Source organism: Stanieria cyanosphaera PCC 7437 (assembly GCF_000317575.1).
Classification (GTDB): Bacteria; Cyanobacteriota; Cyanobacteriia; order Cyanobacteriales; family Xenococcaceae; genus Stanieria; species Stanieria cyanosphaera.
In genome coordinates this window covers 4,605,781-4,624,728 of record NC_019748.1, presented here as the reverse complement: position 1 = coordinate 4,624,728, position 18,948 = coordinate 4,605,781, and the positions used below count along the sequence as shown (strand labels likewise).

General features: G+C 37.3%; 8 protein-coding genes. 5 read left to right on the top strand and 3 right to left on the bottom strand.

What is annotated here, in order from left to right; translation table 11 throughout:
- Positions 1-122 precede the first annotated feature (122 nt).
- The 3 genes from STA7437_RS20250 (at position 123) to STA7437_RS20240 (ending at position 11,872) form a co-directional block, all read left to right on the top strand.
- Positions 123-8,462 (top strand): hybrid fatty acyl-AMP ligase/type I polyketide synthase, encoded by an 8,340-nt coding sequence (locus tag STA7437_RS20250; RefSeq protein ID WP_015195252.1) that lies wholly within the window; start codon positions 123-125, stop codon positions 8,460-8,462.
- 549 nt (positions 8,463-9,011) lie between these two features.
- A complete protein-coding gene (locus tag STA7437_RS20245; RefSeq protein ID WP_015195251.1) occupies positions 9,012-10,652 on the top strand; it encodes a glycosyltransferase family 39 protein in 1,641 nt (546 codons plus the stop codon).
- Positions 10,653-10,666: 14 nt separating this feature from the next.
- Positions 10,667-11,872 carry a glycosyltransferase gene (locus tag STA7437_RS20240; protein ID WP_015195250.1) on the top strand — a complete coding sequence of 402 codons (1,206 nt, stop codon included), beginning with the start codon at positions 10,667-10,669 and terminating at the stop codon, positions 11,870-11,872.
- Between the two features lie 44 nt (positions 11,873-11,916).
- On the opposite strand, the gene STA7437_RS20235 is transcribed toward STA7437_RS20240, so the two are convergent.
- On the bottom strand, positions 11,917-14,679 hold the full coding sequence (locus tag STA7437_RS20235; protein WP_051036075.1) for a cation-translocating P-type ATPase: 2,763 nt from the start codon (positions 14,677-14,679) through the stop codon (positions 11,917-11,919).
- Between the two features lie 183 nt (positions 14,680-14,862).
- Here STA7437_RS20235 and STA7437_RS20230 point away from each other — a divergent pair, with 183 nt between their 5' ends.
- Positions 14,863-16,530, top strand: a complete 1,668-nt coding sequence (locus tag STA7437_RS20230) for a transglutaminase domain-containing protein (RefSeq protein WP_015195248.1) — start codon at positions 14,863-14,865, stop codon at positions 16,528-16,530.
- 58 nt (positions 16,531-16,588) lie between these two features.
- On the opposite strand, the gene STA7437_RS20225 is transcribed toward STA7437_RS20230, so the two are convergent.
- Both STA7437_RS20225 and STA7437_RS20220 read right to left on the bottom strand, forming a co-directional pair.
- Complete coding sequence (locus tag STA7437_RS20225) at positions 16,589-17,257, bottom strand: HAS-barrel domain-containing protein (RefSeq protein WP_015195247.1); 669 nt, start codon at positions 17,255-17,257, stop codon at positions 16,589-16,591.
- A gap of 70 nt (positions 17,258-17,327) precedes the next feature.
- On the bottom strand, positions 17,328-17,525 hold the full coding sequence (locus STA7437_RS20220) for an NAD(P)H dehydrogenase subunit NdhS (RefSeq protein WP_015195246.1): 198 nt from the start codon (positions 17,523-17,525) through the stop codon (positions 17,328-17,330).
- A 305-nt stretch (positions 17,526-17,830) separates the two neighbouring features.
- Here STA7437_RS20220 and STA7437_RS20215 point away from each other — a divergent pair, with 305 nt between their 5' ends.
- Positions 17,831-18,793, top strand: a complete 963-nt coding sequence (locus STA7437_RS20215) for a PFE-CTERM domain-containing protein (protein WP_150109094.1) — start codon at positions 17,831-17,833, stop codon at positions 18,791-18,793.
- Positions 18,794-18,948 lie beyond the last annotated feature (155 nt).

Genomic DNA, 18,948 nt, shown 5'->3' with positions numbered 1-18,948 from the left:
AAAATTTCCTACTATATTTTTCTATTTTGATCGGTTATTCTTTGTCAAAGAATTTTTATTTTCAAAGCAAGAATAACAAATTATCTCGCTTTTAGATAAGCTAGTTAAGGATATCTAGCTGTATGGGTGGCATCAAAGAGAGGAGTCGATTGAGTAAGCAGTATACCTTTGTCGAAGTATTAGCAGAACGAGTAGCCAAGCAGCCCGAGCAAACTGCTTTTACCTTTTTGCAGGATGGAGAAACGGAGTTAGATAGCCTAACTTATCAACAATTAGAACAACAAGCTCGTGCGATCGCATTTCGATTACAAGAGAATCATGCTCAAGGTAAGAGAGCATTGTTATTGTATCAGCCAGGATTAGAATTTATCAGTGCCTTTTTAGGTTGTCTTTATGCTGGTGTCATTGCTGTACCTGCTTATCCTCCTCGTGCTAATCGTTCGATTGAGCGTTTACTGGCAATTGTTACCGATGCTGAAGCGACTTTTGCCTTGACTACTCAAGCACTTCAAGAAAAAATCGAAACTAAATTCCAAGAAAATAACCAAACGGAAATTCAATTTATTGCTACTGATACAATTGAGATTCAACTGGCTAGTAATTGGCGCAAACCTAACCTCACAGAAGATACTCTGGCTTTTTTACAATACACCAGTGGTTCGACAGGTAACCCGAAAGGGGTAATGGTTAGCCACAGCAATATTATTGCTAACTCACTCTCAATTAATCGTTGTTTTCAAAATACTCCCGAACATATTGGGGTTTCTTGGCTACCGCCTTATCATGACATGGGTTTGATTGGTTGTATTCTGCAACCTATTTATGTCGGTGTCTCGATGTATATGATGGCACCTGTCAGTTTTTTACAACGCCCCTATCGTTGGCTACAGGCTATTTCTAAATATCGGGCAAATACTAGCGGTGGTCCTAATTTTGCTTATGATCTTTGTGTAAGTCAGATTACCCCCGAACAAAGAGACACTCTTGATCTCAGTTGCTGGGAATTAGCGTTTTCTGGGGCTGAACCAGTACGGGCGGAAACTATTGAGCAATTTAGTAAATATTTTAGCTCTTGTGGCTTTAAACAAGCAGCTTTTTATCCCTGTTACGGGATGGCAGAATCTACTTTATTAATCACTGGAGGCAATAAACAAGCTGAACCAGTTTTAAAAAGTTTTGATAAATTAGCTATAGAAGAAAATCGAGCAGTTGCGCCTACTGATTCAGAAATGGCTACCGCTTTAGTCGGTTGTGGTCAAAATATTCAACAACAACAGTTAATCTTAGTTAATACCGATACCTTCACTCAATGTTCGGAAGGAGAAATTGGGGAAATCTGGGTTAATAGTGCAAGTGTAGCCCAGGGATATTGGCGGAATCGAGAACTAACGGAGACAATTTTTCAAGCTAGTTTAGCAACAGGGGAAAAGCCTTGGTTACGAACAGGTGATTTAGGCTTTTTACAAGCAGGGGAATTATTTGTAACCGGTCGTTTAAAAGATTTAATTATCATTCGTGGACGTAATTATTATCCTCAAGACATTGAACTAACAGTTGATAACGCTCATCCTGCGGTTCGTGCTGGCAATAGTGCTGCTTTTGCGGTGGAAATTGAGGGAGAAGAAAAGTTAGTTATTGTCCAAGAAATTGAGCGGAGTTATCTGCGTAAGTTAAACGTAACAGCAGTAACTAAAGCCATCCGTAAAGCAGTTACAGAACAACATGAATTAAATCCCTATGCAATAGTTTTACTCAAAACTGGTAGTATTCCGAAAACATCAAGCGGTAAGATTCAACGTCATGCTTGTAAGGCTGGTTTTTTAGAAGGTAGTTTGCAAGTTGTCGGCGAGTGGCAGTCTGGTAGGAGAGAACAGCCGTTCGCCCGTATGCATTCATCGGTATATCAATTACCAGTTGCCAGTCAAAAACAAATTAGTATTCAAAATTGGTTAGTAGAAAATATTGCCCAGAGATTGGGTGTAGATGTTAGTGAAATAGATATACAAGAACCTTTTGCAACTTTAGGCTTGGATTCAGTTCAAGCTGTTAGATTATCGGCGGATTTGGAAGATTGGTTGGAAGTTAAATTATCACCAACTGTGATCTACGATTATCCCAATATTATTAGTTTAGCTAGTTATTTGGTACAAGAAGAGCAAGAGGAAATAGATGTAGAAAATATCAATCAAAAGTTAATTAATTCTGACATTGCCATTGTCGGGATGGGTTGTCGTTTTCCAGGGGCAAATAATCCGCAAGAATTTTGGCAATTATTGAGAGATGGTAAGGATGCTATTTCTAAAGTTAAAGGACGTTGGCAGGGAGAAGATTGGGGTGGATTTATTGAAAATGTCGATCAATTCGATCCGCAATTTTTCGGCATTACTCCCCGCGAAACCCAAAGAATGGATCCCCAACAAAGGTTATTGTTAGAAGTTAGTTGGGAAGCCTTAGAAAATGCTGGCATTGCTAGCGAACAATTAACAGGCAGTGCTACAGGGATATTTATTGGGATTAGTAGTAGTGACTATTCTCAATTACAGTTACACTATGGTACTGAAATAGATGCCTATGCAGGGACGGGTAATGCCCATAGTATTGCAGCTAATCGTCTTTCCTATAGTTTAGATTTACGAGGTCCTTCTTTAACCTTAGATACCGCTTGTTCTTCTTCTTTGGTAGCGGTTCATCTTGCCTGTCAAAGTTTAAAACAGGGAGAATGTCAAGTTGCGATCGCGGGTGGGGTAAACTTGATGTTATCTCCAGAATTAACCGAAACGTTTTCTTTAGCAGGGATGATGGCAGGAGATGGACGTTGCAAGACATTCGATGCCGAAGCTGATGGTTATGTCAGGGGTGAAGGTTGTGGTGTAATTATTTTAAAACGTCTTGAAGAGGCAAGGCGCGATCGCGATAATATTTTAGCAGTTATTAAAGGATCGGCAATTAATCAAGATGGTAAAAGTAATGGTTTAACTGCCCCTAATGGACTGGCACAACAAGCAGTTATTCGTCAAGCATTGATTAATGCTGGTGTACAGGCAGGAGATATTAGTTATGTTGAGGCACATGGTACAGGCACTAAGTTAGGAGATCCTATCGAAGTTAATTCTCTTAAAAATGTTTTAATGCAGGGCAGAAAAGAGAATCAAACTTGCTATTTGGGTTCAGTTAAAACTAACATTGGGCATTTGGAGGCAGCAGCAGGGATTGCTGGTTTGATTAAAACTGTTCTTTGTCTACAAAATCAAGTTATTCCCGCTAATTTACACTTTAATCAATTAAATCCTCATATCAATCTCGCTCAGACTCCGATTCAAATCCCTAATGATTTACAACCTTGGCAAGTAGAAGACAAACCCAGATTAGCAGGAGTTAGTTCATTTGGTTTTGGGGGAACTAATGCCCATGTAATTTTACAAGAGGCAGACAAGCAAACCCAAAATTCTGAATTGATTGAACGTCCCCTTCATCTATTCACTATTTCTGCTAAAAATGAACTAGCTTTGCAAGAATTAGTAGGAAACTATGCCAAGTTTTTACAAAATAATTCTGATATTTCTTTAGCAGATTTTTGTTATACAGCTAATACAGGTAGAACTCATTTTGAACATCGTTTGGCACTTGTTACTGAGTCTAAGGATGATTTAATCAACAAATTAATTAATTTTCAGACAGACAATAAAATAACTCGATTAAATTACAGTTTAGTTGATAAAAATAACCGAACTAAAATTGCTTTTCTATTTACAGGGCAAGGTTCGCAATATATTGGTATGGGTTATCAACTTTATCAAACTCAGCCAACTTTTCGTCAAGCTTTAGATCGTTGTGACCAAATTTTACAACCTTATTTAGAAAAATCTTTAATTGAGGTTCTGTATCCCAACAATGTAGAAATAATTGATGAATTATCCTTACAAGATTTACATAAAACGGCTTATACTCAACCAGCTATTTTTGCAGTCGAATATGCTTTAGCACAATTATGGTTGTCGTGGGGTATTCAACCTGATCTAGTCATGGGGCATAGTGTTGGGGAATATGTCGCAGCAGTTATTGCAGGGATATTTAGTTTAGAAGATGGTTTGCAACTAATTGCCGAACGAGGTAGGTTAATGCAAGCTTTACCTCAGCAAGGGGCAATGTATGCTGTTTTTGCTAATGAATCGATAGTTCAATCGGTAATTGAAGGTTATTCAGAACAAGTTTCAATTGCTGCAATTAATAGTCCCCAAAACATTGTCATTTCTGGAGAAGAAACAGCTTTACAACAGATTATTTCTAAGTTGGAATCTCAAGGAATTAATTCTAAAAAGCTCAATGTTTCTCATGCTTTTCACTCTCCTTTGATGCAGCCAATTCTAGCTGATTTTGCTAAAGTTGCTGAAAAAGTAACTTATTCTTTGCCTCAAATTCAGATTATTTCTAACGTTACAGGAAAAATAATTACAGAAGAAATAACCACGGCACAATATTGGATTAATCATGTCATTGAACCAGTAAAATTTGCTCAAGGAATGCAATCTTTAGAGCAAGAAAAATCTCAGATTTTGTTAGAAGTTGGGGCTAAACCAATTTTACTCGGAATGGGGCGACAATGTGTAACTAAAACTCAAGGTTTATGGTTGCCTAGTTTGCGTCCCAGAAAACAGGACTGGCAGCAAATTTTGCACAATTTGGCTGAATTGTATAGTCAAGGATTAAAAATTAATTGGCAGGAATTTGACCAAGATTATTCACGTCAAAAAGTTGCTTTACCTACTTATCCTTTTCAACGTCAAAGTTACTGGTTGGAAAGAAAAAACCAAAATAATATAGTTAATACAGCTAGAAAATTATTACCAATTCAAAATAATAAAATTGATTTCTATAAAATTAATTGGCAACAGCTAAATATTAATGATTTAACAATTACTGCTAAAACTTGGATTATTTGGACAGAAAATCAGGAATTAGGAACAAAAGTTGCTCAACAATTTCAAGCAAAACAGCAACAATGTTTATTAGTTAATGAACAAGAATCTCTTGAAAAAATAGTAGATTGTTTTCGACAAAATCAGCAAATAGCAGGAATAATTTATTTAGATGATTTAGTTGATCATCAAGAACAATTAACTGATCGAGTAATTATTACTCACTACCAAAAACATTGCCAAAGTATTTTATCCTTAGTTCAAGAATTATTTAAGCAATCTATTACTACATCAATTTGGTTGGTAACTAAAGGTAGTCAAAATATTAATGAACCAATTAATCAATCGGCAATCATCTCAAGTTGTCTCTGGGGTTTAGGAAAAGCGATCGCGTCAGAACATCCTGAGTATTGGGGTGGTTTAGTTGATTTAAGTAATAATTTTTCAACTGAGGAAATTGATAGTTTAATTACTGCAATTAATTATTCTGAAAAAGAAGATTATTTAGCAATTAGAAATAAACAGATTTATGTAGCTAGATTACAGGAATTAGAGTTATCAAAACAATCATTAAAAATTAATTCTGATTCTTATTTAATTACTGGAGGCTTGGGGGCATTAGGGTTAAAATTAGCCCAATGGTTAGGAGATAAGGGAGCTAAAAATTTAATTTTAGTAGGTAGAAATAAACCTTCTTTAGCAGCCCAAGAAATTATCAACAAATTAGAAACCAAAGGAACAAAGGTTCAAGTTATTCAAGCTGACATTACTAATTTAGAAGCAGTAAACCAAATAATTGCTCAATATCCATCTTTAAAAGGAATTATTCATGCTGCTGGTGTATTGAATGATGGTTTATTACAGAATCAAACTTGGGAGAGATTTGAGCAAGTAATCACACCCAAAACTATTGGGGCGTGGAATTTGCACCAAGCAACCCAACATCTAGATTTAGATTTCTTTGTCCTCTTCTCTTCGGTTGCTTCCTTAATCGGTTCACCAGGACAAGGTAATTATGCCGTAGCTAATGCTAGTTTAGATGCGATCGCTCTTGTGCGTCAAGCCCAGGGTTTACCTGCCCTTAGTATTAATTGGGGCCCTTGGGCTAATTCGGGAATGGCTGCTGCTAAAGGGTTTAATCGTCAAGGTTTACATTTGATTGAACCTCAATCAGGGTTAGCGGTTTTAGAGCAATTATTAAGTAGTAAGATTAATCATGCTCAAATAGGAGTATTATCAGTTGATTGGCAAGAGTTAAGTCAACAGTTTCCGCCTTTAAAACAGTCTAATTTCTTTGCTGAGTTGATAAGTTTAGAAGAAACCGCAGCATCTTCTGCAAAAGTACAGGTTTTTGACGACTTATTAGCCATTGAGCCAGAAAAAAGAACCGAATACCTAACTAACTATCTTCAAGGTGCGATCGCAAAAATTTTACAAGTCGATCCTAATCAACTTGCCACTACTGATAGTTTATTAGACCTTGGCATGGATTCTTTGATGCTAATGGAAGCCATTAATCAACTCAAGGGTGACTTGCAACTGATGCTTTACCCAAGAGAATTTTACGAACGTCCACGCATTGATCATTTAGCTGGTTACTTAGCTGCCGAATTTACTAAAACCCACGATAAATCAGTAGGGGCGAACCGCGGTTCGCTCTTACATAACCATCATTCTGTTTCTGATCTCTTAAATCAGAATAAAAAGAGCAACCACACCAAAAAATCCGTTTCTTTACAGCCCCCTCTTTCTTCTCCCATTGCCTTTATTCTTTCTAGTCCAAGGGCAGGTTCAACTCTACTCAGGGTAATGTTAGCAGGGCATCCTCAGCTTTGTTCTCCTCCCGAATTGCATTTACTTCCTTTCGATACTATGAGTGAGAGGGAACAAGAATTAGGAATATCTCAGTTAGGAGAAGGGCTAAAACGAGCCTTTATGAGCTTAAAAGGTATAGATGCCCAAGCAAGTCAGGAACTAGTTGCCAATTTAATCAAAGAAAATCTTTCCGTCAGAGATGTTTATCAACTGCTGCAACAACTGGCAGGCGATCGCGACCGCAGAGAGCGAACCTCTCGCTCCGCGCCTCGCCAAGGGCGAGATCGCATCTTAGTTGATAAATCTCCCACTTACGCTAACAACCAAGAAACTCTAGCCAAAGCAGAAGCTTTATTTACCAACGCTAAATACATTCATTTAGTTCGTCATCCCTATGCCATGATCGAATCTTTTGCCAGAATGCGCATGGATAAATTAATTGGTGCAGGGGATAGTAATCCTTACCATGTAGCAGAATCGATCTGGAGTAATAGTAATCAAAATATTCTTGATTTAAAAACTAGAATTGGTAGCGATCGCTATTTCTTAGTTCATTATGAAGAATTAGTCGCCCAACCAGAAAAAGTGATGCGGGAAGTTTGCGACTTTTTGGCTATTCCTTTCGATCCAGGAGTTTTAAATCCCTATCAAGGTGAGCGCATGACGGATGGAGTCAATAACGCAGGTATGTCTGTCGGCGATCCCAATTTCCTCAACCACAAACAAATCGATGCCAATCTAGCTAATGCTTGGCGAGAAATCAGATTACCGATTGTTTTAGACACATTAACTCAAACTATTGCCCGCCAACTAAATTATGAATTACTTGAAGAGGAAATCAACTCAACTGCACATCAAGAGATGCGCGAAATTTCAATTAATGTCAGGGGTTTAAGGATCTGCTTATGTAGTTGGGGACCAGAAGAAGGACCTTTAGTAGTTTGTCTTCATGGTATCCTCGAACAAGGTGCAGCTTGGTCAGAAGTAGCGATTCGTTTGGCTCAAAAAGGTTATCGAGTGATTGCACCAGATTTACGTGGGCATGGACGTTCGGATCACGTCGGTAAGGGCGGTTCTTACAATTTACTCGACTTTTTGGCAGATATTGACGCGATTGTCGAAAATTTAGCAGATCGAGCCTTTACTTTAGTGGGGCATTCTTTAGGTTCAGTAGTAGCTGCAATATTTGCTAGTATTCGTCCGCAGCAAATTAATAATTTAGTTTTAGTCGAAACAATTTTACCGAGCGAAGTAGCAGAAGAGCAAACAGCAGAACAATTAGCTACTCATCTCGATTACCTAGCTTCGCCACCCGAACATCCAGTCTTTCCTAATGTTGAAGCAGCAGCAGAACGTTTACGTCAAGGAACTCCAGCTATTTCTAAAGCCTTGGCAATGTTACTGGCAGAAAGAATTACCGAACCCTGCGAAGGTGGTGTGAGATGGCGTTGGGCAGCTTTATTACGTACGAGGGCTGGTGTTGGTTATAATGGCATCGAGCGATCGCGTTATTTGGGATTACTCAAACGCATCAAAGCCCCTATTACTTTAGTTTACGGCGATAAGAGTAATTTTAATCGTCAAGAAGATTTATCTGCCCAACAAATTGCCATGCCTGATGCGGAAAAAGTTGTAATTCCTGGTGGACATAATTTACCTTTAGAAGCACCTTCAGCGTTGGCAAAAATTATTAGTAGTGCCGTAGCTTTAACTAATAAATTGATTCCTTAGATTGATGGTTAATTGTTGTAGAGGACGGGGCGTCTCTTGGTTCAGGCGTTTATGTTCCCGAAGGGTGGCGTAGCCTTCCCAGTCCTCGAATCAAGTTCGAGGGACAGCCCCTCCAATTCATGAATTGCTTCTACTTGTAACTTACAGCAGTTTTCGATTGGATAGACTGCTATATAAGTAATAAGTAATAGGTTTTAGAGAAAAGTCTGTTGTACTGATTACTGTAACGCTGATAGTTGATAGCTATTTATTTAATGTATGGGTTCTATTTAACTGAAAATAGCTGTATAAAAAAAATTACAATTTCTAGAAAATAATTTACAAAAACTTCATAATCAAGGGTTGGCAATCTTCTGAGTAGTGAGATTATACTGGTAGCGAATTAGGTAAAAATTCGGAAAATTTAAATTAATTTATTTGATAACAAAGTAAAAAAAGAACATCTACTTTGCAAGTAGATCGATTTTTTCTATCTGATTGAGAAATAAAAAAAACTATTAAAAACCAATTATATTTTGACAATTAATATAACAAAAATGAGGCTTTATTATGCCTAAATTATTAAAATATTTTCCTTGGGAATGGTTACTGTTGAGCGCGGTTTCAGTAGCTGTAATTCTCCGAATTATTAATCTTGAAAGTCGAGAATTTTGGTATGACGAAGTTTTATCTTTACTCTTAGTCACAGGACAAAAGAAACTTTATCAAAATCCTTCTGATGTACCTATTTTATTAGCTAATTATAAATCTTTATTATCGTTACCTATAGAAAATAGTTTTGGAGATGTTCTTCAAACAGGAGAAAAATTATTAAAAGGTTTGGTAGCTGAACCCCATCCACCTTTGTTTTATCTTGGACAACATCTATGGTTGCGTTTATTTGGTAATTCGGTTGCAGCAATGCGTAGTCTACCAGTTGTTTATAGTATTGGGGCAATATCTTGTAGTTATGGTTTAGGTAGACATTTACTTGGACATCGTGGCGGTTTACTTTTAGCTGCTTTATTGGGTTTAAATCCTTTTTATTTGTTTCACTCTCTCAATGTCAGAATGTATTGTTCTCTCGTTTTTTGGACGGTATTGAGTGGCTGGGCAATCTTGGAGACGATTAAAGCAGTAACAACATCTCAACAAACTAAAAAAGTTGTAATTTGGAGTTTGATTCTTGTTTTTTCTGTCACAGCAGGATTTATGACTTTCTATTACTTCTTATTCTGGGTAGCTAGTTTAGGAGTATTAGTATTGTTGTTAGACCGCAAAAGATGGTTATACTACGGTTTTTTATTAAGTACTGGAATATTAATTACTACTCCTTGGTTACTGTGGGGAACAAGACAACAATTAAATAATGCAGATTTAAACAGATTTGCTGCTTCTGGTGGTTTGTTAGCAACAACTTGGCAGCATCTTGAAGAAATGCTACAGACTTTTGGGAATCTTTTATTAATCGGTGATTGGGCAAATATTTTACCTCCAGTCTTGATTACTGTAACAGGAGTTAGTGCAGTTGCGATCGCGATTGGTTGTGGTTACAGTTTAGTTAAACACAATCAAAGACAAATTTTATTCGTAGCTTTCATTTTTGGCATCTTACCCCTGTTAATGATGGTTGCGGTAGATGTAATTTCAGGAAAATTTACCGTTGGTTTTGGTTTCGGGCGATCGCTAATTTTTATTCTACCTGGTTGTTTATTGTTAATAGCTGCGTGGATCGAAAAAGCCTCGGGAAAGTGGCAAACTCTAGCAGCAGTCGGACTACTTTTCTTTTATTTAACTGTTGGTACTGCTGATTTCTCGTTGCGTCATCGGTGGATGTTTCAGCAAATTGCGGACATAATTGAGCAAGAACCAGCCCAAACTAGCTTAATTGTAATGAATTCTCATGCTTGGGGTCACGTTCTTCGTTTAGCTTATTATTTACCTTCCGACTCCTCCGTAATGTTACTTGCCCAACCTACTACTAAATTAATTCCTGCCTTAGCCAATACTTTGACTACAGGATCGCAATCATATTCACGTCTGCTTTGGCTAAAAAGCGATCGCCCTGTATGGGGAAAACCAGCAACCACGATTGAAAAACAACAAATCGATGCAGTTTTAGCACCCCAGTTTCAATTAGTCCAACAACAGCGATTACTAGGAACTTGGGAATTAGATCATTTCACCGCTAGTCTTTATCAACATCGTTAATATTCTTAAAATATATGAGTTTATATTCTAACCTTCTTCCCGTTCCTTCTGGCATATTAGAAGTCGCCTCATCGCCCGTTTGCTATACAGAAGAAATCGTAACTTCATCCCTGCAATTTTCTTTAATCATTCCTACCTACAATGAAGGGGAAAACGTTCAAGAAATTGTCAAAATTCTCAGTCAATTACTCGATAGTATCATTCCAGGAGAATACGAACTAATTGTAGTAGATGATAACAGCCCTGATGGTACTTGGAAACTGGCACAGGAATTAACCATTCAATATCCCCAATTAAGAGTAATGCGTAGAGAACAGGAAAAAGGATTATCTACGGCGGTTATTCGAGGCTGGCAAGTAGCTAGAGGCAAAATTTTAGGTGTAATCGATGCAGATTTACAACATCCCCCTGAAATCCTGCTACAACTATGGCAAGAAATGGTACAAGGTGCAGATTTAGCGGTTGCTAGTCGTCACGTTGAAGGCGGTGGTGTTAGTGAATGGAGTGTAGTGCGTCGTTTTTTATCTCGTGGCGCGCAAATGTTAGGATTAATTATTCTTCCCGAAGTTATTGGTCGTCTTTCTGACCCCATGAGTGGTTATTTTATGGTACGACGAGATGCCATTGTGGGCAAACCACTTTCTCCCGTTGGCTATAAAATCTTGATTGAAGTAACTGGTAGAGGTAAAATTCGTTGGATTGGGGAAGTAGGTTACGTATTTCGAGAAAGACAAGCAGGGGCGAGTAAAGTTACGTGGAAACAATATATTGAATATATTCAACATTTACTCAGATTAAGATTTGATTTATGGCCGGTTAAAAGATTTTTGCGTTTCGGTGTGGTAGGTTTTAGTGGTGTTTTTGTTGATTTGGGAGTATTTTACGTTTTAAGAACTGTTCTAGGATTGGCTTTAACTCGCAGCGCAATTTTATCTTCCGAAGTAGCGATTATTAATAACTTTTTATGGAATGATTTATGGACGTTTGGAGATATTTCTAGTCGCCAAAAAGGTATGGGAAAAAGAATCAAACGATTACTGAAATTTAATGTAGTTTGTTTGACTGGTTTAGTGTTAAATGTGTTGCTGGTTAATTTCCTATTTAATGTTTTAGGAGTTAATGAATATCTAGCCAAACTAATCGCGATCGCTGCTGTAACTCTGTGGAATTTTTGGTTTAATCTTAAACTTAGTTGGCGGGTTACTGATGCTCAAAAATAGTTGTAGAGACGTACCATGTTACGTCCCTATATTAATTATAAATCTTATTTTTTAAACCAACGCATAAATAATTTTTCAAATTCAACCCAAACAAAAATTAAACTACTAAAACCAAGACAGATAAATAACTGTTGTGCTGTTAATAATTCTGTATTAAAAAACTTTCGTAGAGGTTCAAGATAAATCAACATTAACTGTAATAACGTAGTTACGACTACAGAAGCTAATAAATAAGGATTAGAAAAAGGATTAATTTCAATCGTTAAACGTTCATGCGATCGCACTGCTAAAGCGTGTCCCATCTGGGCAAGACAAAGAGTAGTAAATACCATCGTTTTCCAAGCATTGGGATTACCTGATTCTTGTCCCGAATTATATGCCCAGACCATTAAAGTAATCGTAATAATTGAAAAGATAATTCCAATCCGAACAATATAAGCCCCCAAGCCTCGGGCAAAAATACTTTCTTTGGGGCTAAAAGGAGGACGTTTCATAATATTTGGTTCGGCAGGTTCAACTGCTAAAGCAAGGGCTGGTAATCCATCGGTTACTAAGTTCATCCACAGAATTTGGAGAGGAGACAAAGGTACGCCTGACAAACCAATAATCGGTGCAGTAGCTATCACAATTACCTCACCAATGTTGCTACCCAAAATATATTTAATGAAACGACGAATATTACTGTAAACAACTCTTCCTTCTTCTGTAGCAGCGACGATAGTAGCAAAATTATCATCTAGCAAAACCATATCACTGGCTTCTTTACTTACATCTGTGCCTGTAATGCCCATGGCAATGCCAATATCTGCTTGTTTGAGGGCTGGTGCATCATTGACTCCATCCCCAGTCATGGCGACAAATTTACCCTGTTTCTGTAAAGCTTGAACAATACGAAGTTTGTGTTCAGGAGAAACTCGGGCATAAATATTGACTTGTTCGACTTCTTGTTCGAGTTCGGGTTGGGATAAATGTTCTAATTGTTGACCACTAAGAATATGATTTCCTGGTTTAGCAATGCCTAGTTGTTGTGCGATCGCATTAGCTGTCAGTTGATGATCTCCTGTGATCATTACTGGACGAATTCCTGCTTGTAAGCATTTTGCCACAGCTTCTTGGGCTTCTAGTCTGGGTGCATCTAACATTCCCACTAAACCTAACCAGATTAAGTTTTGTTCGGTGTGTTCTTCTTCTTCGGCTGCTGGTATCTCTGTAAGGGGTTTGTAGGCAAAACCTAACACTCTTAAAGCGTTGGCTGCCATTTGATTATTAGTTTGCAGAATTTGATTTCTTTCTTGTACAGTTAGGGGTAAGATTTCATTGCCCTGGTGGTAAAATTGACATCTTTCTAGAATTAATTCAGGAGAACCCTTGGTATACATCACCAATTCTGAATTGCGACACACCACACTCATGCGTTTGCGTTCTGAAGAAAAAGGAAACTCTGTTACTCGTTGAATTCTGCTATTTAAAGTTTGTTGATTGAAACCTGCTTTTCCTGCCAAGGATAGTAATGCGCCTTCGGTTGGATCTCCTAAAATTTGCCATTGTCCTTGGTCGTTTTGAGATAAAGTTGCATCGTTACAAAGAACACAAGCAGTTAATAAGGTTTGTAGTTCAGGATAATCTGAAGCTTGAATTGTTTGTTGCTGTAAATTGAGAAAATTTCCTGTGGGTTGATAACCTTCCCCTGTAATGAACCAAGAATGTTGAACAGCTTCTACTTGCTGAACAACCATTTTATTTTGTGTTAGTGTTCCAGTTTTATCCGAACAAATAGTATTTACTGAACCAAGAGTTTCTACGGCAGGTAATTTACGGATCAACGCCTTGCGTTTAACCATTCGTTGTGTACCCAACGCCAACGTAACTGTAATCACGGCAGGCAAACCTTCTGGAACTACCGCTACTGCCATTGACAAAGAAACTTCAACTAATTCTTGAATTCGACTCCAACCTGTTTGTAAAACTCCAATCAAAATTACTACTGCAACCAACACCAGCGAAGAGGTAACTAAAACCTGTCCTAATTGATCCATTCTCTTTTGTAAAGGAGTCGGTTCATTTTCTACCGATTGCAGCATCTGGGCAATTTTACCCAATTCCGTCTCCATACCCGTTTTGACAACAACTGCTTTGCCTCTCCCTTGTAATACTTCTGTACCAGTAAAAACTTGATTAACGCGATCGCCCAACACCGTCTCTTCAGCTAAACCTTCTGCCAGAGGGTATTTATTCACAGCATTTGCTTCTCCAGTGAGGGCAGATTCTCTAATTTGAAGATTAGAAGCTTCAATGATTCGTCCATCAGCACAAAGTTGATCACCTGCTTCAAGAAAAATAATATCTCCTGGTACGAGATTAGGTGCATCTACTTCAATTCTTTGACCATTTCGTAAGACTTGAATTTTAGGAGAAGATAAATTCTTTAGGGCAGCTAAAGCTTTTTCAGCACGACTTTCTTGCAAATAGCCCAACAACCCATTTAAAATGACAATTGCTAAAATTGCGATCGTATCTTTAAAAGGAATTTCTTCTGCCGATAAATTATTTCCTCGTATATTAATTAAATCTAAAATTCCCGAAACAATTGCTACTCCAATCAACATCAGGAGCATGATATCTTGAAACTGGTCGAGTAAAATTTGCCAACTACTTCTACCAGCCTCTTCTTGAATTTCGTTTTTACCATAATGGCTGAGTCGTTGTTCTGCTTCTGCGTTAGTTAAACCAATTTCAGGATTAGTATTAAGTTTTCTTAAGGTAAAATCTATTGATTGAGTATGCCAAGGCAGTTGAGTTTCAGGCATGGAAAAATTATTATTCAGGGAATTCACAAAAGACTCAGGGTAGTAGTCAGAGATATTTAATTATATAAACTTCAATTCTCGGACTCAAATATGAAAAACTACCTATGAGTTGGGATCAATTTTGACAACAAAGATAGTCTTTTAATAGTCACAATATATCTAATACTGATTGATTCACCGAGCATGATCCTTAACTCAGCGAATTCACTTCCTTTTGACGGCAAAACTATTAGACCAATTGCAGCTTGCTCGATTTATGGCATTGCTTTTTATGAAGATTTGTTATGGGCAATTGATTCTAGAAATGGCTATTTATTAAAAATCGATCCTCACACCGATAACACTATCATTGTCAATTCTCAAAACTGGTCAAACTTTATTGGTGCAACGGGACTAGCAATTGCAGACAATCTTCTCTGGTTTACCACCGAGGATAGTATTTATTATTGTGACTTAGCAGATCCTCAATTAAATCCAGAATTATTTGTCAGACTATCTTATCGCGCCGATGGCATAGCAGTTTGGCAGTCAACTATTTATGTCACTTGCCAAAAAACAGGAGAAATTCTGATCTACAATCGCGAAACCAAAGAAAAAATTACTCATCTTTATAGTCCAGGCATTGGCATCGAAAATATTGCCGTGAGAGACGAAGAAATTTGGTTGACTGACGATTTAGAACAAACAGTTTATTGTTTAGAACGAGCTACGGGAAAAACAATTTTTAGTGTTTTAACTCCCTTTGAAGCTCCCACAGGACTAGCTTTTTATCTCGATCCTGCCACAGGAAAGCAGACTCTCTACGTTGCCTATGCTGACCGAGAAATTTATATTCGGGATAATCCCAATGCTAATCCTAATTATGAATTACAATATCGCGATCGCACTTTTATTCATCCACTTTATTTCCACTACGACCCAGAAAAGCGTTACTCTCTTTCTAATGGTTATTTGGTCGAGATGTCTTATGCCGAGGAAATGTCTCCCCTCGATCCGATTGAATTAAAAGACGTAGAGTGGCGCATTGCTTTACCAGCAGAAACTGACCGACAAAAAATTAGGAAAATTGAACCAATTGGGTTACCTTTTACCGAAGAAATTCAGGATGGACAAAGAATAGCTGTGTTTAAGTTTGATGTCCTCAAATCAGAAGACCGCTATGTTTTTGGTTGGAAAGCGACGTTAGAAGTTTGGAGTATTAAATATCAGATTAAACCGCGAGATTGTGAGAAATTACCCGAACTAGAGAACGAATTTCGTCAAAAATACTTAGTAGATGACGACGATTTAGCAATGGATACAGAAATTATTCGTCGTGCTGCCGAAGATGCCATTGGCAGAGAAACCAATATTCTTAGAAAGATATACAGTATTCGTAACTATGTCTACGACAAATTATCTTACGGAATTAAACCTCATATTGATCCACCCCATATTGTTCTCAAACGTGGTGTTGGTTCCTGTGGCGAATATTTAGGATTACTGTTAGCTTTATGTCGTCTCAATAACATTGCTTGTCGAACAGTTGGACGTTATAAATGTCCGCCTTATCCTCACCAAAAAGGAATTCCTCTTCTACCAGATTACAATCATGTCTGGATGGAGTTTTATTTACCTGGGATAGGTTGGTTACCGATGGAATCTAATCCCGATGATATCTTTGAAGGTGGTCCCTATCCAACTCGCTTTTTTATGGGACTAGCTTGGTATCATGCAGAAATGTCTAAGGGTGTACCTTTTGAAGTTCTGAAAAGTGAAGGAGTTGTAGTTAATAAAGAACAAGTTTCTATTGGTGAATTGGCAATTAACCACGTGCGTTTTACTATTTTGGCAGAGTTATCACCCGATTAATCAATGATTAGGCGTTGTGGTTCAAATCTAATTGATTCCTTTTCAACAACGCCTCTGGTTACCAATGAATTTGACTGAGAATATAACGCAAGCGATCGTAATCATCTTTTAATAGAATACTCAGATTTCTTCCTACTTGAACTAACCAATCTCGATTTGCCTGACGTAAGCGATATACTTCTCTAATCGAAGCTGCTACTAAAGATTCTACTGGTACATCTTTGACTTGAAGTAGTGTTCTTAAAAAATCTAGTTTTTCGGTAAAATTAATTACTTCTACTGCCTCACAATGATAGACACTTTGATGAATTTGAGGAGGACGAGGTGGTAAATATTGATAAGAGTGACCTAATTGATGACTATTGCCATTTCCCGAAACAGAAGGCATTTCAAATCCCACGATCGCAGCTTTAAATTCTGTTTTGAGCATAGCAAAGATTTGAGGCTGTTGTTCTCGTAATTCTGCTAAACTCAAACCCAAAGCTCTAGCACGATGAATACTATCAATCGGTGTAGTAGTTACATAGGTAACAACCGCATAGATTTTATTACCAGATTCTTCATCAATAGACTTAACCCAACTGCCAAAAGGAGGCATTTTGGGAAAATTTAAATCGTCTGGTTCTAAACATTGAGCTAAAAATTGTGTAGTTGCTGTTTCAATTACTTCAGCAATATGGTGCGGATGGCGATTATCAACAGCAAATTGAGGTAAGGGAAGACGCATAAATAATCTTAATGCGTTAACTATTTATTCTAACTAGCATTATTATAAGTGCATCTTCTTTCACTGTTAGTTATTTTTTCTTACCTTTGCTTAAATCGACTGCTTCTAACTCAGACAGTTTAAAGGTAATTAGCTTATCCCAGTTTCCTCCTTCAAATAACACTGCAACACGATTATCATCAATCCTTTGTACCAATCCTTGAAATTTGTAATAGGTATCATCAGGGTTAATCACTTTAACTGTTGTACCAGGAAGAATAATTGCCATAATAATCAAATCTGAAGTAACTTTTTTTATTTAGCTTATCAAAGATCGCTGCTACTCCATAGTCTCTTTGCAATTCGTTGTTGGCGAGACTGGTAACCTTCTTTTTAAAAACTAGTTAAATTTTTTGTAATTTAAGTAAAACAACTGGGAAAACTAAAATTATCTAGCTAAAAACCTTCATGAAATCAAATAAATAAATAATTTGGTACCAAACTGTTTCCTAGCTAATCAAATGTCCATATGGAGGATTTGATTGATTAATGAGTGTTAATTACTAGATGACTTTTAGCAAGGGTATTAATTTTATGTTTTCTCCTTACTATTCACGTCTCTTATTCGGTTCAAGTTTGACTGTGTTGTCATTACAATCATTGGTTGGACAAATTCAAAAGGCTGAAGCGATTAATATTAATTTTGATTATACTTACGATGATAATAGCTTTTTTAGTGGTACAAACTATGGTCGGCGAAACATTCTCGATCAAGCTGCTAGTTATTTTGAAAATTATATTAATGATAGCTTACCAGCACTTCAGCCAAGCTCAGGAGAAATTTTCGGCATTGCATTTACAGATCCGAGCGATACAACCACCAACATATCATTAACTAATCGAACAATTGCTCAAAATGAAATTCTGATTTTTGTCGGTTCCGATGAACTAAATTCTAACACTTTGGGACTTGGAACAAACGGTGGTCATTCGATTGGATATTATCCGAATGGTAGCTTACATCTAGCATACGAAGCTAGAAAAACAGAAGCTTCTTTATGGGGAGGCTCAATTTCATTCGATCTAGAATACAATGCTAGTACTTCACCCAATGGAACAAAATGGCACTTTGGCTCAGATCAAACTGGATTAGACAATGATGAAGCCGATTTTGTATCTGTAGCTATTCATGAAATTGCCCATGTGATGGGTTTTGGAACGAGTAGTAATTGGAATAGTATAGTATCAGGAACGAATTTTACTGGTAGTAAATCTCAACAAATACATAATGGTTTAGTTCCTTTAAATGGTGGACATTGGCATGATAGTGTCACAATTGATGGTTTAGAAACTGCAATGGATACAACCATTACGAGTGGAACTCGCAAACTAATGACAAGACTTGATTATGCTGGAATGGAAGATATCGGTTGGGATGTAGATAGTGAAGTTTATACTATACCCTTTGAATTTTCTCCTAGTCTTGGTATTTGCGCAGTAGGAATAATATTCGGCACTAAAAAAGCTTGGAGTGTTTGGAAAAACCAAAAACCTTAATTGTTATTGATTTGCGAATCACAATTAGCTACTGAGCTTTAAATTAACCCAATAGCATTGCAACAGTTTATTATAAAGCCACAGGTTAACTCCCTTCGACGCTCAAAGAAGTCCGCTGGCGCATATGTGCTTGCGTTTGATGTTGTGGTTATTTT